This is a genomic window from Streptosporangium sp. NPDC020145 (assembly GCF_040631275.1).
Classification (GTDB): Bacteria; Actinomycetota; Actinomycetes; order Streptosporangiales; family Streptosporangiaceae; genus Streptosporangium.
Genome location: NZ_JBEXZT010000015.1, coordinates 22,212 through 47,269, shown reverse-complemented (window position 1 = coordinate 47,269; position 25,058 = coordinate 22,212). Strand labels below are relative to the sequence as shown.

The following is a 25,058-nucleotide window of genomic DNA, read 5'->3' as shown; positions in this document are numbered from 1 at the left end:
CTCCGTGCGGGACGTCGCCGCCCCGCGTGCGCCGGAAAGATCAGCTCTCGTTCTTGCCATCGATCTCGTCGCCCCTATCGCGAGAGTGGCCACGGAAGTGCTGTCCCGCACAGACCCTAATCAGGGATATGTGCGCTATTTCCTGTATTACCTACACAGACAGTAGGGATGTTGGGAATTCCTGTCAAGCCGGGGTTTATCAGCGTTTGAAGGAAATCAGCCGTGTTTTCCGGCCGTCACCTGGGGGGTTCCGGACGGCGGCGAACCAGCTCGACGACCGCCGCGATGTCGCGGTCCGCCCAGCCGTTCTCCGCGGCCTCCTCGTAACGTCGCTCGACCAGCCGGGCGACGGGCAGTTCGAGGCCGAGGGACTCCCCGAGCTCGACGGCCAGCCGTACGTCCTTGGCGCCGAGCGGGGTGGTGAACCAGCCCTTGTGGTCACCGTCGAGGACGTCGTCGAGCCGGTTGTGCAGGGCGGGGGCCACGGTCGGCCAGCGGCTCAGGAAGTCGCGAAGCCTCTCCTGGTCGAGCCCGGCCGCCTGACCGGTCGCGACCACCTCGCCGAGCACGGCGAGCCCGGCCATGAGCAGGTAGTTGCTGAGCAGCTTGAACGTCAGCGCGCCGCCAGGGTCCTCCCCGCAGTAGTGCTGGACCGCGAACAGGTCGCACCAGACGGGGTCGAGGTCGCGGGCGTACTCCCGATCGCCGCCGATCAGCACCGTGGCCTGTCCCTCGACCACCGCCTGCGGCGCCCCGATGACCGGCGCGGCCACGAAACGGCGGCCGGGCGCGATGTCCCGCAGCTCACGGGAGGTCGAAGGGGAGACGGTGCTCGTGTCGGCGATGACCGTCGCCTCGTCCGGCCCCAGGGAGACGAGCCGTCCCATCACGTCGCGGCTGGCCCGGTCGTCGGCGAGGGACAGCAGCACGGCCTCGGCGTCCAGCGCGGCGTCCAGCGGCGAGTGGACCTCGGTCGCGCCCGCGTCGACCACCTCGGCGGCCCTGCCCGGCGTACGGTTCCAGACCCGCACCGTGTGACCGCGGGCGAGCAGTCGCTGGGCCATCGCCCTGCCCATCCGACCCATCCCGAGCACCGCTACCCGCATTGCCTTCCCCTCCGTCGTCCCCGTTCCCGCCTACCGGAGGGCTTCCCTGATCCACGGAAGCGCAACCGGACGGGCCGTCAGCGTCCGGTCAGCGTCCCGTCAACGCCGTCACCGACGCTCCTCCCATGATCTCCTCCTCCCGCCGGTGGGGCACACTGGCCGTCGCCTGTCTCGCCGTACTGCTCCTCAGCATCGATCTGACCGTGCTCCACCTGGCCGCGCCGAAGCTGACGCGGGACATGCGCCCCTCCGCCACCCAGTTCCTGTGGATCGTCGACGTGTACGGCTTCGCCCTGGCCGGGCTCCTGGTCACGATGGGCAACCTCGGCGACCGGATCGGGCGCAGGAGGCTGCTGCTGGCCGGGCTCGTCGCCTTCGCCTGCGCCTCCGCGCTGACGGCCTACGCCCCGACGCCGGAGCTGCTGATCGCCGCCAGGGCGCTGCTCGGCGTCGCGGGCGCGACCGTCATGCCCTCGACCCTGTCGATCATCCGCAACGTCTTCACCTCCCCCCGCGAGCGGGCCACCGCGGTCGGCGTCTGGAGCAGCGTCTCGGCGCTCGGCTTCGCCCTCGGCCCGGTGATCGGAGGCCTGCTGCTCGACCACTTCTGGTGGGGGTCGGTCTTCCTGGTCAATGTCCCGGTCGCCGCGCTGATCGTCGTCGCCGGCGCCCTCGTGCTCCCCGAGTCGCGCAACCCGAACCCGGGGCGGATCGACCCGGTCAGCGTCCCGCTGTCGATCGTCGGGGTGGTCGCGGTCATCTACGCGGTGAAGAACGCCGCTCACGACGGGGTGACCGCGCCCGGCGTCCTGGTCGCGGCGGTGGTCGGCGTGGTGGTTCTCGCCCTGTTCGTCCGGCGTCAGCGGCGGCTGGCCGAACCCCTCATCGACGTGCGGCTCTTCCACCACCGCGCCTTCTCCGGCGCGGTCGGGGCCAACGTCGTGTGCATCTTCTCCATGCTGGCCGCCTCACTGGCCTTCGCGCAGTACTTCCAGCTCGTCCTGGGGTGGTCGCCGCTGGTCTCGGGGCTGGCGAGCCTGCCCGGCGGACTCGGCGCGGCGGTCGGCGGCGCCCTGGCGACCCCGCTGGTCGGCCTGCTCGGCAGGGCCCGGGTCGTGGCCCTCGGGCTGGCCCTCGGCGCGACGGCGTTCGTGCTGTACAGCCGGTTCGGGACGGACACCGGCTACCCGTACATGCTGCTCGCCATGGTCCTCGCGGGGTTCGGCAACGGGTTCGCCTTCGCCGTCACCGGTGACACCATCCTGGCCTCCGTCCCCAGGGAGCGGGCCGGGGCTGCCTCGGCCATCGCGGAGACCGGTCAGGAGATGGGCGGCGCGCTGGGCATCGCCGTACTGGGAAGTGTGCTGAACGGCGCCTACCGCGACGGCCTGCGGCTGCCCGCCGGGGTGCCGGACCGGGTGGCCGGGCAGATCGGGGAGTCACTCGGCGGGGCGCTGCAGGTCGCGGCCGGCCTGCCCGCCCAGGTCGCGGAGGCCGTCGGGCGGGCCGCGAGGCTGGCCTTCCTCGACGGCATGCGGACCACGCTGGTGACGGGGGCCGCGCTGCTGGCCGTACTGGCGGTGGCCGTGCTGTTCACGCTGCGCGGTGTTCCCAAGGAGATCCCGGAGGTGGTCCTCGACGACGCGGGCCGCGCGCAGGACGACGAGCCCGCGCGGATCGGCTGACCCGCGCCGGGAAACCCTCGCGCGTTCGGGAAAAGGGACAGCCCCTAATTGTCGTGTTCAGCTCGCCCGATCGGGCGCCTCGAAAGGGCGCGGGCCATTCCGTCCGACCGCCGGGGGGCCGGGACGGCGCCTCGGGGCTGGAAACGATTTCCCCCTCCCCGCCCCCACCCTCGGAAAACGGAAATACAACGCAAGGAGAACGGAAACCCCGCTTCAGGGAAATATCAGATCACCAGCAAATAGCGCAGACCAGCGCAAACCTCAGGCCGCGAACCTCTCCAGAGAGGTTCCGGCACCCCCCGTACGGCCTCGGCACCCGGCCGCAAAGGAGGGGTTTCGGACAGCACATATCTATGATTATGTATTATTTATAACTTAATAACCATAAGTGCCGATTACCATTGCGCTTTACCTTCCCAATGGATCACGGTCAGTCTAATATTTGGACCTATGTCATGGCGTGCATCAGATTTCCCAGATGAGGAAGCCTGGCCTCCCGGTCGTGGCGGCGCTTCCACCGGAGACGAATCTGAGCACGAGTCCGACTGGCACCCCGAGAGCCTGCCGACGTTCAACTGGCGCCGTGCCGTACTGTTCGGAACCCTCTCCGTGGTCGTCGCGGGCGCGGGCGTCTGGCTGATCAGGGCCAACTCCGCGACCCCGCAGACCCTCGTGGCCGACCCCTCGCCGCAGACGTCGAGCGCGGGCTGGGGAGCGGCGTCGCGGAGCCCCTCGGACACCGACGTCGGCAAGCCCGCCCCCTCCACCTCGGTCTACGTCGACCGGAGCGGCGCCGGGGACGGCGCCTCCGCCACCGCGCCACCGGGCAAGACCGCCATCGGGACGACCGCGAAGCCCGAGGAGTCCCCCCAGCTCACCGTCCGGCAGGCCTACCGCATCCACGGCTCGTACCAGAAGAACCTGTCGGCGGTTCAGACCCGGATGGACTCGGCGGCCATGGGCAAGCTCGAAGGCGGACTGGCGGTCGAGATGACCCGGGCCAGCTTCAAGACCGCCAAGATGCAGGGCGAAACGGTCGCCTCGGGCACCTGGCCGAACCCGCAGGTGTGGGTGCCCCGGCACGTCGAGGGCTCCCCCGACTGGTTCGTCGCGGTCGCCCACGAGACCGGCATCGCCCGGGTCGTCGACCTGATGAGCTCGACCCCGGCGGGCTGGCGCCTGGTCGCCTCGGGACTCGACACCCGCGCGATCCTGCCCGCCTTCCCCAAGATCGCCACGGACGCCGAAGGCTACGCCACGAGCCTTCCTGAGAACGCCACCGGCCTGGTCGCGACCCCGCGCCAGATCGCCGAGGAGCACCTGGAGAGCCTGGAGAGCGCCAAGCCCGACCAGAGATTCGAGGACGGGCCGTGGACCAGCGAGACCGTGAAGTTCTGGCAGCAGGAACGCGCCCAGCTTGAGGACGCCGGATGGATCCTCAGCCTGACCTACCGTCAGGAGGGCCCGATCCGGGCGCTGCGAACCGGGGACGGGGGCGCCCTGGTCTGGTACTCGGCGCGCTCAACCGACACCCGCATGGCCGAGCGCGCGGGGGCGAAGGTCACCCTGAAGGGTTCCGCCGCAGTCCGCACGCGCAACAAGGCGTTCACCCACTCGGCGAGCGCCACCTATGGACGGATGTACGTGACATATGTACCCCCCGCCGGCTCCACCGACCCCGTCCGTGTACTGGGCGAGTGGAGTGAGGTCCTGGAGAGCCACGGCGACTGACGTCCCACCGGGAGAAGAGGAACGCCCATATGACACCTTCACGTAAGCCCTCACGTGCGACGGTGATCACCGCGAGCATCGCGATCGGCGTGTTCGGTGCCGGCGCCGGGCTGGGAACCGTCATCGCCGCCCGTTCCCAGCCCCCCGCCGAGCAGTCCGTACGGCTGGCCGCGGGGACCTATCACCTGGACGAACTCGCCCAGGCGTGGAAGGCGGGCGAGGCCCCGTCGCTGTCCGGCTCCGACGCGGGCAGCACGATCAGCAAGAAGGGTCCCCTCGGCACGGCCCTGGCCGGTGCGAAGGTCTGCCTGACCGCGACCGCCGACGGGCACGCCGTCTCAGGAAGCGCGGGAGGCTGCATCGGCCTGCCCGTGCTGGCCAGTGCCACGGCCCCGCTCCAGCGTCCCAGCAACCCCAAGTCCGGGACGGCCAAGGACACCAAGGACGCCAAGGACACAGCGCCGAAGGCCGCGCCGCAGCCGACGGTCAAGCCCGTCAAGAACGACGCCCCCCCGAAGAGCAACACGGGCGGCGGGGGCGGAGGCGGTGGAGGCGGCGGCACCACGCAGAAGGCACCCGTCTCCGCCCCGGTCCAGCCCCCGAAGACGAACACCAAGGCCGACCCGCCCCCGCCCCCGCCGACGAAGAAGGTCAGTGGGGGCATCTCGGACAACGGCAGTGTGATCGACAAGCCCGCGACCCTCGCGGAGAAGCCGAAGCTCGGCATCGGCGCGGACGCGCCGAAGGTCGCCGACCGTGACGAGAAGCCGCAGCCGGACTCTCCCAAGCCGCCCAAGGCCGCCAAGCCGACCGGCGCCCTCAAGCCCGCCCTGCCCAACGGCACGGCCAAGCCGGTCACGCCGCCCAAGACAACCGCCAAGCAGAAGCCCCAGAACCCGGTCAACCAGCCCCAGGACGCCGCTCCCAAGTCCTCGGACGCCGCTCCCAAGACTTCGGACGCCGCTCCGAAGTCCTCGGGCAAACACCACCCGGACGCGCAGTCGGCGCCCGAGACGACCGACGAGAACGGGGAGGCGTTCACCCCCGAGCAGGAGCCCGACCAGACCGTGCTCCAGCCCGCCCCCATGGGAGCGGGAGTGGAGACGCTGCCGGTCTTCAAGGACCCCGAGCTGCTCAAGCGGGCCCAGGAGGCCCTGGGGCTCGACAAGAACATGCGCTACACCGACGAGAACGGCGTGTGGGACCTCAACATCGCCCCGCCGGGAACCCCGCCGTGCCGTGACTACACCGAGGACGAGCTGCGCGAGCTCGGCGCCGACCAGGACGGCGCGGTCATCCCCCGCGACTCCTGCCGGTGGCCCGCCTTCGTCCGCTGGCTCTACGCCGAGCCCGCGCCCGGCGAGGTCAGCAACTGGACCAAGTTCACCGGCCTGCCCGAGCGGAACCTGGAGTTCGTGGTGACGGACCAGGCCCCCGCCCAGTCTCCCCAGGCCCCCGCGCAGCCCGAGCAGCAGCCCGAGCAGCAGCAGCCGGACCAGAACGACCAGTACGACCCCTACGGCCAGGACGACCAGCCCGGTCAGCAGGGCCAGCCCGACCAGCAGAACCAGCAGGGCCAGAACGGCGAGTACGGCCAGCAGCCCCCGGCCCAGCCCGACAAGCACGACCAGTCCGGCGGCCTCGTACCCGCCCAGCCGCAGCCCGACCAGCAGACGAGCCACTCCAAGCAGCAGCGGCGGGAGACCCCGTCCGACGCGGGGCCGTACGAGACCCGTCGCTACATCAAGAACGGCCCCGGCCAGGTCGAGCCGGACCAGGACGGGCCCACCGGACCATGAGCACCTCCACCGGCGTCGGGCGTGTCACGCCCGGCGCCGGCGGCGAGGGGGCGGCGTGGGTGAGCGAACACGGCGCGCACCTGCTGGACTACGCCGCCTCCCACCTCGCCTCAGGCCGGGCGTTACCCGCGGTCGCCTCCGTGCTGACCGCGTGCCTGGCCGAGCCGTCCCCGCCGGAGGGGGTCGGCGTCAGAGGACGGCTGTTCTCCGCCCTGCGGCGTGACTGCCTGGCGTCCCCCGACCACCGGGAGATCTACGTCCCCGACACGGGGCCCGGCATGCCGGACGAGGAGGTCACCGAGCGCGTCTGGTCGCTCGTCGAACCGCTGGGCACCGAGACGCTCAGGCTGATGTACCGCCACGGACTCACCACCGAGGACCTCGCGCACGTCCTGGCCATGCCGGTCGAGGAGATCACCAGGCTCGCCACCCGCACCCAGGACCTGCTGGAGATCCTGGCCAGCGGGCTCGACGCCCTCGCCAACCACCGCCGCACCTGCCCCGAGCTGGGCCCCCTCGTCGAGCGGATCTTCCCCGAGGAGGAGTGGACGGCCGCCGACATCGACGCGGAGGCACGGGGGGACCTGATCTCCCACATGCTGAAGTGCCCGGTGTGCGCGCGGCCGATCAACATCCGTTACACGGTCCCGCAGATGGTCTCCCATCCGCGCATCCGCTCGCTTCCCCCGCAGGTCCGGCGTCAGCTCCTGGACGCCCTGCCCGAGCCGCCGCCGTCCCCGCCGAAGCCCCCGGCCAGGCGTTCCCCGGGCATCGCCGGAGCGGGACCGCTCGCCGCGCCCACGGCCGTCGCGGAAACCGGTACCGAACCCGTCTCCGGGCCCCCCGCCGCCGTGGACCCCCGGACGCGTCCCGCCAGGCAGGACCGCTCCACGATGCCCTACCGGACCGTCCGTCCCGAGGGCGTGAGCCGTACCGGGCCGAAGCAGAGCCCTGACCGCCGGGATCGTCCGGCGCCCGAGACCGAAACCGACCGGCGCAGCCGCCGGGACCGCTCCATGCCGTACGGCCCGGCCTCGGGAGACCGCTCCCCCACGTCCTCCAGGTCTCCCAAGTCCTCCGAGACCCCGAGGTCCCCCGAGCGGCACGGGGACCGTCCCACGCTGCCGTCCCTGCCCGTGCTGCCCGCCCCGGGGCCCTCGGTGCCCCCGGTGCCCTCGGGGCCGCCACTCGCGCCGCCCGTCCCCGGGCAGAACACCCCGCTCTACGACGCCCTGTTCACCCAGGCGTGGGCGCGGAACACCGCCGAGCGCGAGACGGACGCCTCGGCCACCATGCCGTCCCTGCCCGCCGTCGCCAAGTCCTCCCAGAAGCCCGCCCAGAAGTCCCCCCAGAAGCCCGCTCCGAAGCCCGCGACGGGACGCGAGCCGGACGATACGGAGGGGTATCCCCTCGGGGTCCGCGTCCTGGAGGCGCTCGCCCCCCTCGGGACGTGGCTCAGGAACACCACCGTCAAGGTCGTGATCGTCGTCGTCGCGGGCGCGACGGGCACCCTGCTGGGGATGAACCTCCTGGCGCCCGTGATGGGGTCGCGGGACACGGTGACCTCCCTGCGGACGACCACGCAGAGCCAGACACCCGACCGGCCGACGGCCTCGCCCCAGCTGACGTTCCCCGGGGCCGAGTCGTCCGGGTCCGCCTCGGGAGAGCCGGGAGGGTCGGGGGAACTCGCCAAGCGGGTGCGTGTCCCTCCCCTGGTGACGCTCGACGAGTTCGGTCAGGGGAACATCCTCCTCACCGTGACGGGCTCCCCCCTGCGGTGGCGCGTCACGGCCCCCGGCCTGACGGTGCGCCCGTCGAGCGGCACCACACGGCCGGGCCGCCCCGACGTGATCGCCCTGCGCGCCCACCGCATCCGCCACTGGTGCGGCACGCCCTTCACCGCGACGACCTCCCTGACCGTCCACGGACCCGACGACTCGATCACCACCACGGTGCGCTGGCAGACCTGCTGACCTCCCGCGCTGCCCTCTGTGAAAGGACCCTGGCCATGACGGAGACGTCCCCCCAGATCCAGGCTTCGCCGCCCCCGCAGGGCGAACCGTTCCAGGAGACGGTCCCCCTCACCGCCGAACACCTGCTCATCAACCGACGTCCCGAACCGACCGGCGGCTGGCGCCGCCTGGTGTGGCAGGTCTCCGGCGGGAGGATCACCCCTGCCGAGTCGAGCGCCGAACTGGAACGCCGCACGCTGATCGCCCAGGCCCAGACCCCGGTGGCCAGCGGCCACCACCGGATCGCGGTGATGAGTCTCAAGGGCGGGGTCGGCAAGACCACCACGACCGTCGCCCTCGGCAACACCCTGGCCTCCCTGCGGGGCGACCGGGTGATCGCCATCGACGCCAACCCCGACCGGGGCACCCTCGGGCTGAAGGTCAAGTCGGAGACCGCGGCGACCATCCGCACCATGCTCGCCGAGGCCCCGCACATCATGCGTTACGCCGACGCGCGCGCCTTCACCTCCCAGTCGCCCGCCCGGCTTGAGGTCCTCGCCTCAGACAGCGACCCGGCGGTGAGCGAGGCGTTCGACGCCGACGACTACCGGACGGTCGCCGGGCTCATCGAGCGTTACTACTCCATCTGCATCACCGACTGCGGGACGGGGCTGCTGCACGGCGCCATGGGGGCGACGCTGGAGCTGGCCGACCAGATCGTGCTGGTCAGCCTCGTCGCCGTCGACGGCGCCAACTCGGCCGCCGCGACGCTGGACTGGCTGACCGCCCACGGCCACTCCGACCTGGTCAGGAACGCCATCGTCGTGCTCAACGCCGTCGAGCCCAAGTCCGACGTGGACGTCAGCCTGCTCGAACGGCACTTCGCCGCCCGCTGCCGCTCGGTGATCCGCGTGCCGTACGACCCGCATCTCAAGGAGGGCGCCGAGGTCGACCTCGTACGGCTGCGCCCGACCACCAGGGGCGCCTACCTGCGTCTGGCCGCCGCGGCGGGCCAGGCGTTCGGCCAGCGCCAGGACCGGAGCCGCTAGTGGCCAAGAACGGCGACCTGGACTGGGACCTCGGCCCGCCACGCAACAACCGCAGGATGCTCCTCGTCGTCGTCTCCATGGTCGGGGCCATCCTGCTGGCGGCCGTGATGTGGCGCGTCGTGGGAGGCGGCCAGGAACCCCAGGTGGTCTCGACGGTCTCCACCGCCGAGGACGGAGGCGGGGGCGTCGTGCTCGCGCAGCCGTCCGGCTACGAGAGCGAGGCGGGTTATCCCGTCGGGTTCCCGCACACGGACCTGGGGGCGGCCTCGGCCGCCGCCGCCGCGCTTGAGGGCGCCTGGACGCTGGACGTCGCCCAGGCCGAGCATGCCGCCGTCCTGTACGCCCCGCCGGAGCAGCGGGACACGGCCCTGGCCGGGGCGCGGGCGGCGGTCGCCGGATGGCGGCAGACCCTCGGCCTGCCCAGGACCGGACCGCTGCCCGAGGACGCCGCGATGCGAACCAGGACGATCGGCGTCCAGTGGCGTTCCCGCTCGAAGGACCTGGTCCAGGTCTCCGTCCTGGTCCAGGTGACCGCGACCAAGGGCGTCGGGGACACCGACCCCACCTATTCGAGTCCGTACGCCATGAACCTGCTCATGAGCTGGAACCCCACCATGCGTGGCCCGAGCCAGGGTGACTGGGTCAACATCCCCGACCCGGTCACGACCACGGTGCCCCAGGTCGCCCTGCCCGGCAGTCCCGAGTTCACCGCCGCGGGCTGGAAGCCCATCGCCGGTTCCGACCCCACCCCCTAGATCGAGGAGGACCGCCCATGCCCCGACGCATCCCGTCCCGGCGCGTCACCCTGATGTCAGGCCTGCTGCTCGCCGGGGTCTCCGCGACGGCGGGAGCGGTCGCCGCCCACCCGTGGAGCGCCCTGGCCGAACCCACGAGTGAGACCTCGACCACCTCCCAGACGGCTCCCGAGACCGAGTCGGACACCTCCGCGCTCTCCGACTCGGAGGGCTCGTCGATCTCCAAGGACTCCGGGGGGTCCGGGGACGCTGAGGGGTCCGGGGACTCCGGGAGCTCTGGGGATTCCAAGGACTCTGCGGGCTCCAAGAGCTCTGAAGGTTCCAAGGGTTCCGGCGGCTCCGGGGGCTCGGAGGAGGCCGGGGAGGTGGCGCCCGCCGAGGGGTCCGACCCCGACGTTCCGGAATCCGACCAGCCAGCCGATCACTCCGACGGCGGTTCCACCGGCGACTCCGATGGCGGTTCCGACGGCGACTCCGATGGCGGTTCCGACGGCGACTCCGGTGGTGGCTCTGCCGGTGACTCCGGTAGTGGCTCCGCGAAGAAGCCCGCCAAGAAGTCCGCCGGGAAGTCCACCAAAGTCTCCGAAACCGGCAAGGGGACCTCCTCGTCGAAGCCGCTCGCGCGCCCCAAGGCGGCACACAAGGAGCCCTCCTCCGACACGGACGTCCCCACGACGCAGGAGACCCCCGCTGTCACGGCGCTGAAGGCGCCCGCCGGGAAGACGAGTGACATCGATTCGCTCTCGATCGACGATCCGGCGTCCCCGGTCCCCGCTCCCACCCCGGGTCTCGGCAAGCCCGGCAAGGGTGAGGTTCCGCAGGTGGCCACGACGCCGCCCGCCCCGGCCACGGCGCAGAAGCCGGGCGACGACCTGACCGCCTCCCCGAAGCCGCCGAAGAACTCCACCGGCGAGAAGCCCACGGCGAAGAAGCCCGGCGCGAAACACGACGAGAAGAAGGACCAGGGAAAGAACGACACCACCAAGAAGGCCGGTGACAAGAAGGGCGGTGCGAAGGCCGGCGCGAAGAAGAGCGGTGGTGAGAAGGCCCACGAGAAGGCCCGGAGGAAGACGCGGCAGAAGGCGAAGACCGGCACGAACTCCGAGTCGACGACCAAGAGCCCCTCGGTCTCCGTCGCCTCCCCACCCGAACCGGTCCCGCCGACCCCGACCCCGGTTCCGACCTCGGTTCCGGCTCTGGCCCCGACCGCCGTACCCACGGCCACGCCGGACGCGACCGCCGTACCCACGGCCACTCCCGCTGTGCCGGCCACAGTGCCGACCACGGTGCCGACCGCGATACCCGCCACCGTGCCGTCCGAGGTGCCCACCGTGACACCGACCGCGGCACCCGCCACAGCACCGTCCGAAGTGCCCGCCTCCGGACCCACTGCCGAATCCACCACTGCGCCCGCCGCTGTGCCCTTCCCCTCGTCCCCCTTCTCCGTGGTCGTCGTCCCGTTGCCGCCGTTGCGGCACTCCATCGGTTCCGGGGTCTGCGGCGCCGACCAGCTCGCCGCGTGCTGGAGCCTCGGGCCGTGGCACAGCCGTACCTCCGAGTTCCCCACCGCGGCGGCGAACACGCCGTGGTCGGCGGCCGTGACCTCCCGGTGGGCCTTCGGGCCACCCGCCGGGCGTGAGGGCCGTCCCGCGAACCCGTCCGGGACCTGGTCGCCGAAGGCACCGGGTTGCTGGAGCTTCAGTCCTTCCGCGCTCTGCGCCAGACCACAGGAGCGGCGATCCTGATGTCCAGGTCGAACCTACGATTAGCCGTGCTCAGCCTGGTGGCCGCGCTGGCGGTGAGCACCCTCACCGTCGCGCAGGGCCAGGTGCTGTCCGGCGCCGACTGCTCCCCCTCGGAGAACGCCGAGGCCCTCGGCTGGGGCGCGCCCACCTGGTGCGCCGAGTTCGACGACTACCTCGACGAGGACGAGTGGGTCGTCTACGATTCCCCGGGACACGCGGGCAACGGCCGCCGCTCCCCGGACCAGCTCTTCCTCGGTGACGGCGCCCTCTACCTGTACGGCCGCGCCGACGGCACGACCGCCGGGCTGGCCGCCCGCCACGTCCAGACCTACGGCCGTTGGGAGACGCGCATCCGGCTGTACCCGGGGGCCGGGTCCTATCACCCGGTCGCCCTGCTGTGGCCGCAGGAGGGCGGCGGGAACGTGCGCAGTTCCACCGGGGAGGAGATCGACTTCCTTGAGGTCATCAACGACCCGCAGCGGCAGCGCCCCAACTTCTTCCTGCACACGCCACAGGGCCAGGAGCAGGCGCACGCCCAGGTGGACATGACCGACTGGCACACCTACGCCGTGGAGAACACCTCGGAGGGGGTCGTCGGCTACCTCGACGGTCAGGAGTGGTTCCGCTCGCCGAACGCGGCCCGCAGCCCCATGTCGGTCTGCCTGCAACTGGACTGGTTCCCCGGCCAGGGCGACCAGGGCGAAGCCTGGATGGAGGTCGACTGGCTACGCGTCTACCCCCTGGAGTCCTGATTTCAGGGCGTGTACGGCCTGGCCTGGCGGCCTTGTTTGAGAGTGGTCGCCCACCAGATGAGCTGGTCGAGCATGATCTTGACCGCGCCGTCGGCGCCGTCGCCCCCGGTCGGTCTGTCCTCGGCGTCGAACAGCACGGGGGTGTGGTGGAAACTCACCGTCTCGCGCAGGGACACCACGTGCAGTTCGGCGAAGACGAGGCGGAGCTGTTCGACCGCGCGCAGGCCCCCGGAGCGACCGCCGTACGAGACGAACCCGACGGGTTTGGCGGCCCACTCGTGGCGGACCGCGTCGATTGCCAGCTTCAGGCAGGCGGGGTAGGCGTGGTTGTACTCCGGGGTGATGACCACGAAGCCGTCGGCGGCGGCGATCCTGGCGGCCAGCGCGGCGGCCTCCTGCCCGGTGTCGCCCGTCAGGGACGGCTGGGCGGGGGGAAGCGGGGTGCGGCTCAGCTCCATCACGTCGAGGCGCAGGTCGGCCCGGCGGCCGGCCTGCGTGAGGAACCATCGGCCGATCGTCGTGCCGACGCCGCCCTCGCGGGGACTGGCGATGATCACTGCGATGTCCAGCACGGTGGCCTCCTCGGGGTGCACGGCTCGTACCCCCAACCGTGCAACCTCAAGCTGACTTGAGGTCAACCGCGACTTCGGTCACACTCCCGTCCACGGGCCCGCCCCACATGGTCAGGTCACGGTCCCGTCCGCAGGGCCTGTCCCCCATGTCCAGGTCACGCTCCCGCCCACGGGAGCCACCCCGTATGCCCAGGTACAGCCCCGTCTACAAGCGTGTCCGGGTCACAGCCTCATCTGCAGGACCTGCCCCGGCCACGCGCCGACCGTGAACGGCTCGGCCCTGGTGAAGCCCTGGCTCTCGTAGTAGGCGACGAGACGGCCGTCGTCACCGGCGTAGCAGTCCACCCGCAGCAGTACGGCCCCGCCTTCGAGCGCCTCCTCGCGGGCTCTGGCGAGCAGGGCCGCGCCGACGCCGTGGCCGCCGAAGCGGCGGTCGACGACCAGTCCCTGGACGTAGAGCTCGGGTTCCGGGGCGGGTTCCACGTACTCGACGGCGTTGCCGAGCACGAGGCACCCCGCGGGCCCGCCGTCCACCTCGGCCACGCGCATCCCGCCGGAGAGCGCCCAGGAGGTGATCTTCTCGACGCGGGCCGGGTCCTCGGAGAAGGGCCGGTCGCCCCACTGTCCGGTACGGCCCCGCGCCGTCAGCCATGCGACCGCGCTGTCGAACATCGCCAGGACCGCAGGGACATCCTCCGGCAGTCCATCACGGATCATCACCGGCGGATCGTAACAGGACATCTCCCGCCGAAGGTTCTACGGAAGCCACCGGTCCACAGGTCATGGAGCGTGCGCACGCGCTACCCTGCCGATCGACGGGCAGGCCGGGGCGCCCCACCACTCCGGGCAGATGGGGTGATTCCCGGTTCTTATCCCACCCTTACGGAGGATTAGTACACTCAGCGACGGCCGGGAACCGGCTCCACGGTCATGGGCGTGTCCCTGACCCATCCTCCCCGGGAGACACGTGAGTAGCGGGCTGACAGAGGCGCCCACGAAGCCGGAAGGCCAGGCCCCACGGCGACGTCGCAAATGGCTGTGGTGGCTGGTGTCCATCGTCACCACCGTCGTCGTCCTGGCGGTGGCGACGGTCGCGGGTGCCTACCTCAGGCTGAGCGGCAACGTCAAACACATCGAGGTCCCCGACGAGGAACTGGGCGCCCGTCCCGTGAAGGTCGCGACCAAGGCGCTGAACGTCCTGGTGGTCGGCTCCGACCAGCGCGGCGGCAAGAACGCGAAATACGGGAAGTTCCCCGGCGAGCGCACCGACACCATCATGCTCGCGCACATCTCCCCGAAGCGGGACAACGCGATGGTCGTCAGCTTCCCCCGCGACTCGATGGTCCAGCTCCCCGACTGCAAGGCGAAGCCGGGGCTCACCGGCCAGCGGGCGCACCTGGGCATGATCAACGAGTCGTTCAACTCGGGCGGGATCACCTGCACCTGGAAGACCATCGAGACGCTCACCGGCATCCGCATCGACCACTTCGTGAAGGTCGACTTCACCGGCTTCAAGGACATGGTCGACGCGGTCGGCGGGGTCGAGGTGTGCATCCCCGAGCCGATCCGCGACAAGAAGGCCCTGCTCACCCTGCCCGCGGGCAAGCAGACGCTCAAGGGCGAGCAGGCCCTCGGCTACGTCAGGGCCCGCTACAGCCTGGGTGACGGCTCGGACATCGGGCGCATCCAGCGGCAGCAGATGTTCATCGCCTCCATGATCAAGAAGGTGATGAGCGGCGAGACGCTCACCGACCCGGCCCGGCTCTTCGGCTTCCTCGACGCGGCCACCAAGTCGGTAACCACCGACCCCGCGCTCACCCCGAGCGTGATGAAGGACCTGGCGACCAGCGCCCAGGGCCTGGCCGCCGGGCAGATCCACTTCATCACCACACCGTGGCGCTACTCCGTCACCTATCCGGGCCGGGTCGAGTGGGTCGAGCCGCAGAGCAGGAAGCTCTTCCAGATCGTCGCCAAGGACACGGCCGTCAAGGGGTCCGGCGTCAGGGGCGGCCAGGCCAAGGTCTCCCGGTCGAAGATCCAGGTCGAGGTCCGCAACGGGACCGCCAGGAAGGGTCTCGGCTCGCTGGTGGCCGTACAGCTCGAAGAGCGCGGCTACCACATCGCCAAGATCACCGACGCGCCGCACAAGCCGTACCCGAAGACCACGATCGCCTACTCGCCGAACGGCGCCCCCGCGGCGCCGACCCTCACCCGGGACGTGCTCAAGTCCTCGGGCCTGCTCGTACGGCGGGCGACCACGCCCAGGCTCATCCTCACCATCGGCGACGACTGGAAGGGTCTCAAGCCGCTCAAGCAGGACGACCTCGACAGCCTGAAGGGCTTCGACGCCACCCACGACTCCTGTGCGGGCACCTGATCCTGGTTGAGTAGGGGTCGGGGCATGTTGTACGGGCGGGCCGCCGAACAGGCCGTGATCGACCGGCTGCTCTCCGAGGCCCGCGCGGGCCGTAGCGGCGCCCTGCTCGTGCGGGGCGAACCCGGCATCGGCAAGACCGCGCTGCTCGACCACGCCGCGGCCGGGGACGCGCGGGTGCTCCGCGGCACCGGGATCGAGTCGGAGGCCGAGCTGCCCTTCGCCGGGCTCCACCTGCTGCTGCGGCCGGTGCTCGACCGGCTGGACGCGCTGCCCGAGCAGCAGGAACGGGCCGTCAGGGCCGCCTTCGGGCTGGCCGCAGTACAGGCCGGGGACCGGCTGCTGGTCGGCCTCGCGGTGCTCTCCCTGCTGTCCGAGCTGGCCGAGGAGGGGCCGCTGCTGGTGCTCGTCGACGACGCCCAGTGGCTCGACCGGGCCTCGACGGACGCGCTGCTGTTCGCCGCGCGACGGCTGGACGCGGAGGGGGTCGTGCTGATCCTCGCCGCGCGTGACCCGTTCACCGCCCAGGGAATCGACGAGCTCGTGCTGCGCGGCCTCGACGCGCCCGCCTCCGCGGCCCTGCTCGGTCCGGAGATCGACCCCGTCACCCGCTACCGCGTGCTCGCCGAGGCGCGGGGCAATCCGCTCGCGCTGATCGAGCTGCCCAAGGCCGCCGCCGGAGACGGTACGGCGCCGGCGCTGACCGACCGGGTCCAGAACGCCTTCCTCGGGCAGGTCAAGCGGCTGCCCGAGGCGACCCAGGGGCTGCTGGCCGTCGCCTCGGCCGAGGACACCGGTGACCTGCGCGTCGTGCTGCGGGCCGCGGCCACGTTCGGGGACTTCCTCGAAGACCTGCATCCGGCGGAGAGCGCTGACCTGGTCAGGGTCCAGGCGGGCACCGTGACCTTCCGGCACCCCCTGGTCAGGGCCGCCGTCTACCAGGGGATCCCGCCCAGTCTGCGGCTGGCCGTACACCGGGCGCTCGCCGAGGCCCTTGACGGCCAGGAGGACGCCGACCGGCGCGCCTGGCATCTGGCGATGGCCGCGACCGGCCCCGACGAGGAGGTGGCGGCCGAGCTTGAGCGTACGGCCGCGCGGGCGAGCGACCGCAGCGGGTACGCCGCCGCGTCGAGCGCCTACGAGCGGGCCGCCAGGCTGAGCCTCCGGCCGGACACCCGGGCCGCACGGCTCACCCTGGCCGCGGAGACGGCGGCGTGGGCGGGCCAGCTCGACCGGGCGGGGACGCTCGCGGAACAGGCCGCCCGGTTGCTGGCCGTACTCGCCGTGGGCCCGGGGGAGCACGCGGAGCCGGGAGAGCACGTGGGCCCGGGGGAGCACGCGGAGGCGGGGGAGCGTGCGGGGACGGCGGCGCTCGGGGCGCGGCTGACGCACGTCCGCGCGACCGCCGACTTCCTGCGCGGGACCGTGCGCGCCGCCTACGAGGCGCTGGTCGAGGGGGCCGCCCTGACCGGGGGCACGGAGGCGGCGCGCATGCTGTTCCAGGCCCTGCACGGCGCCTGGTACATCGGCGCGGCCGAGGTCGACCACGCCGCCGCCCGGCTCGGTGCGCTGTCCCTGCCGGACGGTGACCCGCTGGCGCCGGTCGCCGCGTTCGTCACGGCGACGCTGACGCGGAGCGGGACGGCGCCCTCACTGGCCAGGACGATCGCCGAGGCCCGCGAGGCGGGCGCGCGCCCGGGTGACCTGGTCCAGGTCTGCGGGATGGGGCTGGTCGCCGGGCAGGACGAGGAGGTCGGCGAGACGGCCAGGGCGCTGGTCGCCGAGGCCAGGTCGACGGGCGGCATCGGGACGCTGCCCACGCTGCTGTTCTTCCTCGCCGAGACCGAGATGTTCCACGGACGGCACCGCGACGCGCTGACCACCGCGACCGAGGGCCTGCGCATCGCGCGCGACACCGGGCAGACACAGTGGGCCGCGCAGCTGGGAGCCTTCCTCGCCTACCTCGCCGCGCTCGAAGGCGACGAGGAGCGCTGCCGCGCGCTGGCCGACGAGGCGCTCGCGGCGGGACCGGCGGGCCACGGGTGGGCGACCTGGGCGCTCGGCGTCCTCGACCTCGGGCGGGGCCGGATCGAGGCCGCGCTCTCGCGTCTCGAACCGGTCGCGGGCGGCTACCAGGTGGCCGGGAAGCGCAGTGTTCCCGACCTGGTCGAGGCGGCGGTACGGTTCGGCGCCCCCGAACGGGCGGCCGAGGCCCTGGACGGCTTCCGCCGGTGGGCGCTCGGCATCGGGCAGCCGTGGGCGTGCGCCCTGCTCGCGCGCTGCCAGGCCCTGCTCGACGACTCCGAGGAGCACTTCGCCGAGGCGCTGCGGGTGGAGGGACGGCCGTTCGAACGGGCCAGGACCGCGCTGCTGTACGGGGAGTGGCTGCGCCGTACGCGCAGGAAGGCCGACGCCCGGCCCCACCTGCGCGCCGCGCTTGAGGTCTTCGAGCGGCTGGGGGCCACGCCGTGGGCGGACCGGGCGAGGGCGGAGCTGAACGCGACCGGCTCAACCGCCCCCGCCACCTCGGCGCCCGGCCTGCTGGCCCTGCTCACCCCGCAGGAACTGCAGATCGTACGGCTCGCGGCCCGTGGACTGTCGAACCGGGACATCGCCGCCCAGCTCTTCCTGAGCCCGCGCACGGTCGGCTACCACCTCTACAAGGCCTATCCCAAACTCGGGGTCGCCTCCCGTGGGGAGCTGGCGACGATCGCCCTCTCCGACTGATCGACCATCCGATTGCCGCACTCGTTTAAAAGGACATAAGGGCTATTTCGCCTTTGCTCTCCTGTGAAGATCCACAACCTATAAATAGGAGAAGAGGATCTTTTGGGGGGAAGCGTGGCTTCATGGCGAAGGCCTCGCTCGATCCGGGCCCGGGCGACGCTCACCACGGTCATGATCTTCGCGGTGATCCTGGGGATCGGCTCGGCCGCGACGTCGCTCGCCATACGCGCCTGGCTCTCCGACCGGGCCGTGCAACTCGTCTCGCAGGCCGCCCGGCAGGCGTACGAGGTCAACCGCAGGGTGAACGACGACATCCTGCCGACGCAGCAGGTCAGGCGCCTGCAGGTCGTCGCCCGTGACGGCCGGGTGCTCGCGGCCAGTCTGGCGATGAGGGGCCGTCCCGCCATCACCAGGGCCTGGCCTCCGGACAACGACAACCGGGTGGAGACCAGGTCGTGCGCCACCCGGGCGGGCGAAAGGACGTGCTTCGTCGTCGTGGGCCTGCTGGACACGAACGCCCCCGCCGGGGGCGTCATGGTCTACGCGGCGACGCCCGAGTCCGCGCTGGTCACGGGCCACACCCTGGAGTTCGGGCTCGCCGGTCTGTCCCTCGTGCTTCTGGCGCTGCTCGGCTGGGGCACCTGGCGGGCCGTCGGACGGACCCTGGAACCGGTCGACGAGATGCGCGAGGAGATGGCCTCGATCAGCGCCTCCGACCTCGGCCGCCGGTTGACCGTCGGCGACGACGAGACCGAGTTCTGCGCGCTCACCCGGACCATCAACACCACCCTCGAACGGCTCGACCAGGCCGCCGAACGCCAGCGCCGCTTCGTCTCCGACGCCTCGCACGAACTGCGCACCCCGCTGACGGGACTGCGCACCAAGCTCGAACTCGCCCTGTCCGACCCGGAGTTCGAGGACCACTCCCAGACGATACGGTCGGCGCTCAACGACGCCGAACGCCTCCAGGCGATCGTCAACGACCTCCTCCTGCTCGCCCATCTCGACGCCGGGGTCACCGGCGACCCCGAATCCATCGACCTCGGCGAACTGGTCGCCGGTGAGGTACGGCGCCGCCCCTCCCGGCACGAGATCCGCACGCACCTCGCCCCGGACGTGGTCGTCAGGGGCGACAGGCTCCAGCTGATGCGCCTGCTGACCAACCTCCTCGCCAACGCCGACCGTCACGCGGCCAACAAGGTCGACGTCCACGTCGCGCGCCAGGACGGGGACGCCGTCATCGAGATCGCCGACGACGGACACGGCATCCCGCCCGAGGAACGCGAACGGATCTTCCAGCGGTTCGCCCGCCTGGACTCGGCCCGCAGCCGCGACGCCGGGGGGACCGGTCTCGGCCTCCCCATCGCCAGGGACATCGCCTCGGCGCACCAGGGCGTCCTGTACGCGGCCACCAGCACGAACGGTCAGGGCGCCAGGCTCGTCCTCAAACTCCCCCTGTCCCTGGCGACGCCGTGACGGCTCTCAGCCGTGGCGGACGTACACCGGGTCACCCGGCTCGACCAGGCCGAAGAGCCGCTCGGCGACGTGCGTGGGAACCCGGACGCACCCGCGGACCGCGGACGCGGCGGGCTCCGGGCTCGCCTGCGCCCGGACCTCGGGCGGGACGGACCGTACGGCGGGGGCCCGGCTGATCGGCCCGATGTCGATCGGTCCGACGGGGGGCCCGATGGGGGGTTCGGCGGGGGGCCGCAGATGGAACGGCCCGGCGGTGGGGACCGGGCGGATCGGCTTGACCGTGGCCATCGGGTAGACGGGCTTGACCGTGGGGGCCGGCCTGACCGGCGCGACCGTGTTGATCGGGTAGGACCGCCGGACCGTCGGCCGGGGACGGGGCGTTCCGTCCGGGAGGGGGACCTCCCTCATCCGGCGCACCGGCCTGACCTCGGACCCGCCACCGCTCGGCCTGACCTCGTGCCTGTCACGGTCCGCCCCGGCCTCGGGCCTGCCACCGCTCGGCCCTGCCCCGGGTCCGCCGCCCGGTCCGGGTCCGCCGCCGCCCGGTCCGGAGGCCGCGAAGGAGAACGTCTCGTAGATCGGGGCCAGCGGATCGACCCCGGGGCGCGGAAGGCGTTCGGCGACCTGGAAGTCCCCCGTCGGAGCCTCCTCCGCCGAGCTGAGGCCGTTCCGGCAGAAGGCGGGTCCGGCGCCGGGGGAGACGTGGGAGACGAGTGCCCGGTGACGGCCCCGGTAGACGGTGAGGAGCTGACGTTCCAGGTCGATCTCCACCCGCCGCGGCTCACCGCCGGGCACCATCGGCGCCGGGACGCGCGGGTGGGCCAGGGCGCGCCAGGTCCGCCTGCCGACCCTGTCACGCGGCACGAGCCCCTGTGACTTCTGGAAGGCCCAGACGGCGGCCTGGGTCTCCGAGCCGTAGTAGCCGTTGACCAGTCCCGGCGCGAACCCCAGCCTCAGCAGTTCCTGCTGCAGCCGTTTCACGGGCGTGGCGAAGTCGCCGGGGCGCAACGAGCCGCCGGGTGTCGAAGCCGCGAAGCCCAGTGCGCCGAAGGACAGAGCCACCGTCCCCGCCAAAAACTTGATCACATGGCGATAAGTACCCCCACTGTCCGGAGGGGCGAGGTGACGAAACGCAAAGAATCACCCAGTCATGGTGGCCCGAATCATTTGTGTGTAAGGATCGGGTCATGCACAGAGTCGTGGTACTCGCCCTGGACGGTGTCATCCCCTTCGAGCTCGGCATCCCGTCCCGGGTCTTCGGCATGGCCAGGAACGCCGCGGGAGAACACCTCTACGAGGTGCTCACCTGCACCCTGGACGGTGGCCCCGCCGAGACGGACGCCGACTTCTCGATCTCCGTGGACCACGGGGCCGAGGTGCTGGCCACCGCCGACACCGTGGTGATCCCGGCGACCCACCGGCTCGGCCCGATCGCCGTGGAGGGGGTGCTGCCGCCTCCCCTGGCCGACGCGCTCGCCCTGATCAGGCCGGGCACCAGGCTCGTCTCGATCTGCACCGCCGCCTACGTGCTCGCCGCCGCCGGACTGCTCGACGGACGGCCCGCGACCACGCACTGGAGCTGGACCGAACGGTTCCAGAAGCTGTTTCCCCAGGTGAAGCTGGACCCGGACGTGTTGTTCGTCGACGACGGGGACGTGCTGACCTCAGCGGGCGTCGCCGCCGGGGTCGATCTGTGCCTGCACATCGTCCGTCGTGACCACGGCAGCGAGGTGGCCAACCGGGTGGCCAGGAGTTGTGTCGTCCCGCCGTGGCGTGACGGCGGCCAGGCCCAGTTCATCGAGCGCCCGGTGCCCGAGGAGGCCGCGGCGACGACCGCCACGACCAGGGCGTGGGCGCTGGAACGCCTGCACCTGCCCCTGTCTCTCGTCGACCTCGCCACCCACGCCAGGATGAGCCGCCGTACGTTCACCCGCCGCTTCCGCGACGAGGTCGGGCTCAGTCCCGGCCAGTGGCTCGTCCTGCAACGGCTCGAACTGGCCCGCCGCCTGCTGGAGACCAGCGACCTGGCCGTGGACGCCGTGGCCGCCCAGGCCGGTTTCGGCACCGCCGCCTCGCTGCGGCAGCACATGCAGAGCACGGTCGGGGTCTCACCGATGGCCTACCGCCGCACGTTCAGGCCGACGGCGAACGGCCTCAGCCATGCCGTAGGTGCTCACGGCTGAGGTCGAGGAGCATTCGGACATGGACGTCGGCGAGCCGGTAGTAGATCATCCTGCCCGCCCTGCGACTGGCCACGATGCCCGCGGTCCGCAGCAGTCTCAGGGCGTGTGAAACAGCGGTGTCGCTGACCTGGACCGTCTCGGTGAGGTCGTAGACGCACAGTTCACCGGCTTCGAGCAGGGCGTAGAGAAGCTGGGCCCGGGTCGGGTCTCCCAGCAGCCGGAACAGCTCCGCGAGCTGGGTGGCCTCCTCCGCGGTGACGATCCGCTCTCGCGTCGCCCCCGCCTCGGCCTCGTCGAGCTCCATGGTGGGGTGTATGTCGGGCGCGGTGGCGACATCCATGGGCGAACTCCTGAACAGATGCTCAAATGATAATCACTATCATATCAAGTCCCCGGTCCGGATTATGGAACGTTCTTCGTCCGAATTGCACCGTCACGTCGGTGTGGCGGCGCTCAACGGCTCCGCGATGTCCTCAAGCCCCCTGCCCTCCGCCTTGACGCCGAGGAACACCTCGACCAGACCCGCGGCGATCATGAGGACCGCGCCGATGCAGAAGGCCAGCGCCGTGTCCCCGACCTGGCCGCTGCCCACGAGGTTGGCGAAGACCAACGGGCCGGCGACGCCTCCGACGAAGGTGCCGATCGCGTAGAAGAACGCGATGGCCATCGCCCTGGTCTCCATCGGGAAGATCTCGCTGACGGTCAGGTAGGCCGCGCTCGCCCCCGCCGAGGCGAAGAAGAGCACCACGCACCAGCAGGCGGTCAGGGTCACCGCGGTCAGCACCCCCTGGGAGAAGAGCCAGGCCGTACCCAGCAGCAGCACACCGGAGCCGATGTAGGTCGCCGAGATCATCGGGACACGGCCGACGGTGTCGAACAGGTGCCCCAGCAGCAGGGGACCGAGGAAGTTGCCGATCGCGATGACCGCGAAGAAGTAACCGGTGGTCGTGTCGATCTTGAAGAACGTCGACAGGATCTGCGCGTACCCGAAGGTGATGGCGTTGTAGAGGAAGGCCTGCCCGATGAACAAGGAGAAGCCCAGGATCGTGCGCTTGGGGTAGCGGGCCACCATGGTGTGGGCGATCCGCCCGAACCCGATGGACGTGCGCTGGTGGATGGTCATGGACCGCTCAGGCTCGTCGAGGCGCGCCCCCTTCTCCTCCTCCACCTGGGCCTCGATGCCGTCGACGAGTTCCTCCGCCTCCCGGTCCCGGCCGTGGATGAACAGCCATCGCGGGCTCTCCGGAACGTGCCGCCGGACGAGCAGGATGCCCAGGCCGAGGACGACGCCGAGACCGAAGGCGATACGCCAGCCGATGTTCACCGCGAAACCGTTGAGCAGTGGGACCGTCAACAGGGCGCCGCCCGCGGCCCCCAGCCAGTAGCTGCCGTTGATGACGATGTCGATGCGCCCCCGGTGGCGGCTCGGGATCAGCTCGTCGATGGCGGAGTTGATCGCGGCGTACTCACCACCGATACCGAACCCGGTCATGAAACGGAACAGGAAGAACCACCACGCCGAGAACGAGAACGCGGTCGCGGCGGTGGCCACCAGGTAGACGACCATCGTGATGATGAACAGCCGCTTACGGCCGAACCTGTCGGTCAGCCAGCCGAAGAACAGCGCCCCGAGACACGCTCCGGCCACGTAGAGGGCGGCGGCCGTACCGGCGACCTGGGTCTGGGTGATCTCCAGGCCGCTGCCGGGCTTGGCGAGCTGGGCGGAGAGGTTACCGATGATCGTCACTTCGAGGCCGTCGAGGATCCAGACGGTTCCGAGGCCGATGATGATCATCCAGTGCCACCGTGACCAGGGCAGCCGGTCCAACCTCGCGGGGACCTTCGTGGTCACCGTCCCCGTCTGAACGTCGCTCATGCCTCCCCGGCTACCCCGAAAGGATCACCTCATGCCCCGCTCCGGCACCCCTGCCCTGACGTTTACGGTCGTTGCCCGGCCCACCGGACGGCGGGGTCCTCCCGGTTTCCCCGGCGGCCGGACCGGAGCGTCCCCGCGGAAACGGCTTGTCATGGCGAGCATTTCCGGAATCACCGGAAAGACAATAAAGTACCCCACCGCCACAATAACGACCAGCCGCTTTCTCACGCGAAGAAATAATCAGTTTGTTCATCCGTGGAACGTCTGCTTATGCTCTCCCTGCGGAACTGGTCGCCCTGCCGACCAGATCTGTCTTTTGGTCGGTGATTCAGGCCGGACCATGTGTCCCGAAGGCCGGTGCCGACCCGGATCACTCGCAGCAAGACCCTCTCCTCCAAGAAGGGAATTCACGCAAGTGACAATCATGAAAAGGATCGGAGTCGTTCTGTCCGCGGCGGTGCTGGTGGCCGGTCTCGCCCCCGCCGGGGCGGACGCGAGCACCACCGGCACGACGGTGAGCACCACCGGCGCGGCCGTCACCTCGCCGGACGCCCCCGAGGCCGCGGGCGCGACCGGCGGCCAGGTCAGGCGCCCGGCCGCCCCTCCCGCCACGTCCGCCCTCCTGGCGAACCCTCCGACGGTCTCACCCTCCGCCGGTTACGCGGAGTACGACCCCGGGACGACCATCACCTGTCCGAGCGGCAATCTCTGCCCCGAGGCGTGGAACCCCGTGACCAACAAGTGGCGGCAGTTCCGGCTGTACACGTGCGCCAGGTACAGCCTGTCCTACTGGAAGGGCGAGGGCTTCTACACGAACAACCAGACCGGGGGCGTCACGTCGTACTTCTACGGGCAGGCGGGTGAGGTGCTGCACTCGTTCACTCCGGATTCGGGCGTACACGACTACAACTGGGAACCGGTGTGGTCCATCCGCAACTGCTGACGTCGAAGACGCCTGACGACACGTTCGCCACCTGCGCCGTGAACCGCTGACGTTTATGCCTGGCGCACCGCCCGAGGGTGCTTTTCGCCCCTCGGGCGGTGGCGTGGAAACGCCCTTCGCCCACCGGCCTTCGGTTCACAAAATTCGGCGTTCATGTGAAATCGGTACCCGCGGAGCGACGAGCCGGGCACGAGCGGGTACGGCCGCAGGCCCCCGGCACGACCACCGGACCTCATGACACCCAGCGGACCGCACGCCGGGCGTCCCCCGGTTTCCGGAAGGCCGAAACCACCTCCACCACGATCTTGAGGATTTCAGTCCGCCCCTCACCCA

19 protein-coding genes are annotated in these 25,058 nt (G+C 71.2%); 13 read left to right on the top strand and 6 right to left on the bottom strand.

The window, feature by feature from the left end; translation table 11 throughout:
* Positions 1-236: 236 nt before the first annotated feature.
* The gene (locus tag ABZ463_RS25245) at positions 237-1,106 is read right to left on the bottom strand and encodes an NAD(P)-dependent oxidoreductase (protein WP_352015036.1); all 870 of its coding nucleotides are present in this window, start codon (positions 1,104-1,106) and stop codon (positions 237-239) included.
* A 125-nt stretch (positions 1,107-1,231) separates the two neighbouring features.
* Between ABZ463_RS25245 and ABZ463_RS25240 the strand changes: the two genes are divergently transcribed.
* The 8 genes from ABZ463_RS25240 to ABZ463_RS25205 all read left to right on the top strand — a co-directional run bounded on the left by ABZ463_RS25240 (position 1,232) and on the right by ABZ463_RS25205 (position 12,574).
* Entirely contained in the window at positions 1,232-2,791 is a 1,560-nt protein-coding gene (locus ABZ463_RS25240; RefSeq protein WP_352015037.1) for an MFS transporter, read from the top strand.
* A gap of 450 nt (positions 2,792-3,241) precedes the next feature.
* Positions 3,242-4,522: a hypothetical protein gene (locus ABZ463_RS25235; protein ID WP_362779576.1), complete on the top strand. Its 1,281-nt coding sequence runs from the start codon at positions 3,242-3,244 to the stop codon at positions 4,520-4,522.
* Positions 4,523-4,551: 29 nt separating this feature from the next.
* Positions 4,552-6,321, top strand: coding sequence for a hypothetical protein (locus ABZ463_RS25230; RefSeq protein ID WP_362779573.1), 1,770 nt, complete (start codon positions 4,552-4,554; stop codon positions 6,319-6,321).
* Complete coding sequence (locus tag ABZ463_RS25225; RefSeq protein WP_362779570.1) at positions 6,318-8,294, top strand: hypothetical protein; 1,977 nt, start codon at positions 6,318-6,320, stop codon at positions 8,292-8,294. The genes ABZ463_RS25230 and ABZ463_RS25225 overlap by 4 nt, the downstream gene beginning before the upstream one ends.
* Positions 8,295-8,329: 35 nt before the next feature.
* Positions 8,330-9,322 carry a MinD/ParA family protein gene (locus tag ABZ463_RS25220; RefSeq protein WP_352015041.1) on the top strand — a complete coding sequence of 331 codons (993 nt, stop codon included), beginning with the start codon at positions 8,330-8,332 and terminating at the stop codon, positions 9,320-9,322.
* On the top strand, positions 9,322-10,077 hold the full coding sequence (locus ABZ463_RS25215) for a hypothetical protein (RefSeq protein ID WP_352015042.1): 756 nt from the start codon (positions 9,322-9,324) through the stop codon (positions 10,075-10,077). Before ABZ463_RS25220 ends, ABZ463_RS25215 begins: the two co-directional genes overlap by 1 nt.
* Positions 10,078-10,094: 17 nt before the next feature.
* Positions 10,095-11,822, top strand: a complete 1,728-nt coding sequence (locus ABZ463_RS25210) for a hypothetical protein (RefSeq protein ID WP_362779567.1) — start codon at positions 10,095-10,097, stop codon at positions 11,820-11,822.
* Complete coding sequence (locus ABZ463_RS25205) at positions 11,822-12,574, top strand: glycoside hydrolase family 16 protein (RefSeq protein ID WP_362779564.1); 753 nt, start codon at positions 11,822-11,824, stop codon at positions 12,572-12,574. Before ABZ463_RS25210 ends, ABZ463_RS25205 begins: the two co-directional genes overlap by 1 nt.
* Before the next feature lie 2 nt (positions 12,575-12,576).
* On the opposite strand, the gene ABZ463_RS25200 is transcribed toward ABZ463_RS25205, so the two are convergent.
* Positions 12,577-13,146: an NAD(P)H-dependent oxidoreductase gene (locus ABZ463_RS25200; protein ID WP_352015045.1), complete on the bottom strand. Its 570-nt coding sequence runs from the start codon at positions 13,144-13,146 to the stop codon at positions 12,577-12,579.
* A gap of 222 nt (positions 13,147-13,368) precedes the next feature.
* Positions 13,369-13,863, bottom strand: coding sequence for a GNAT family N-acetyltransferase (locus tag ABZ463_RS25195; RefSeq protein ID WP_362779832.1), 495 nt, complete (start codon positions 13,861-13,863; stop codon positions 13,369-13,371).
* Between the two features lie 331 nt (positions 13,864-14,194).
* Between ABZ463_RS25195 and ABZ463_RS25190 the strand changes: the two genes are divergently transcribed.
* From ABZ463_RS25190 to ABZ463_RS25180, 3 genes are all read left to right on the top strand, one after another.
* Positions 14,195-15,523, top strand: coding sequence for an LCP family protein (locus tag ABZ463_RS25190; RefSeq protein ID WP_352015046.1), 1,329 nt, complete (start codon positions 14,195-14,197; stop codon positions 15,521-15,523).
* Between the two features lie 24 nt (positions 15,524-15,547).
* The gene (locus ABZ463_RS25185; RefSeq protein ID WP_362779560.1) at positions 15,548-18,247 is read left to right on the top strand and encodes an AAA family ATPase; all 2,700 of its coding nucleotides are present in this window, start codon (positions 15,548-15,550) and stop codon (positions 18,245-18,247) included.
* Positions 18,248-18,361: 114 nt separating this feature from the next.
* Positions 18,362-19,723, top strand: a complete 1,362-nt coding sequence (locus ABZ463_RS25180; protein WP_362779558.1) for a HAMP domain-containing sensor histidine kinase — start codon at positions 18,362-18,364, stop codon at positions 19,721-19,723.
* A gap of 6 nt (positions 19,724-19,729) precedes the next feature.
* Here the strand turns inward: ABZ463_RS25180 and ABZ463_RS25175 are convergent, their stop codons facing one another.
* The gene (locus ABZ463_RS25175; protein ID WP_362779556.1) at positions 19,730-20,809 is read right to left on the bottom strand and encodes a L,D-transpeptidase family protein; all 1,080 of its coding nucleotides are present in this window, start codon (positions 20,807-20,809) and stop codon (positions 19,730-19,732) included.
* A 101-nt stretch (positions 20,810-20,910) separates the two neighbouring features.
* Here ABZ463_RS25175 and ABZ463_RS25170 point away from each other — a divergent pair, with 101 nt between their 5' ends.
* Complete coding sequence (locus ABZ463_RS25170; RefSeq protein WP_362779553.1) at positions 20,911-21,906, top strand: helix-turn-helix domain-containing protein; 996 nt, start codon at positions 20,911-20,913, stop codon at positions 21,904-21,906.
* Here ABZ463_RS25170 and ABZ463_RS25165 read toward each other — a convergent pair.
* Both ABZ463_RS25165 and ABZ463_RS25160 read right to left on the bottom strand, forming a co-directional pair.
* On the bottom strand, positions 21,878-22,246 hold the full coding sequence (locus tag ABZ463_RS25165; RefSeq protein WP_352015051.1) for a metalloregulator ArsR/SmtB family transcription factor: 369 nt from the start codon (positions 22,244-22,246) through the stop codon (positions 21,878-21,880). The two genes, ABZ463_RS25170 and ABZ463_RS25165, sit on opposite strands and share 29 nt — an antisense overlap.
* Positions 22,247-22,339: 93 nt before the next feature.
* Positions 22,340-23,782, bottom strand: coding sequence for an MFS transporter (locus ABZ463_RS25160; RefSeq protein ID WP_362779550.1), 1,443 nt, complete (start codon positions 23,780-23,782; stop codon positions 22,340-22,342).
* A 424-nt stretch (positions 23,783-24,206) separates the two neighbouring features.
* Here ABZ463_RS25160 and ABZ463_RS25155 point away from each other — a divergent pair, with 424 nt between their 5' ends.
* Positions 24,207-24,725: a hypothetical protein gene (locus ABZ463_RS25155; protein ID WP_362779548.1), complete on the top strand. Its 519-nt coding sequence runs from the start codon at positions 24,207-24,209 to the stop codon at positions 24,723-24,725.
* The last annotated feature ends 333 nt before the right edge of the window (positions 24,726-25,058 follow it).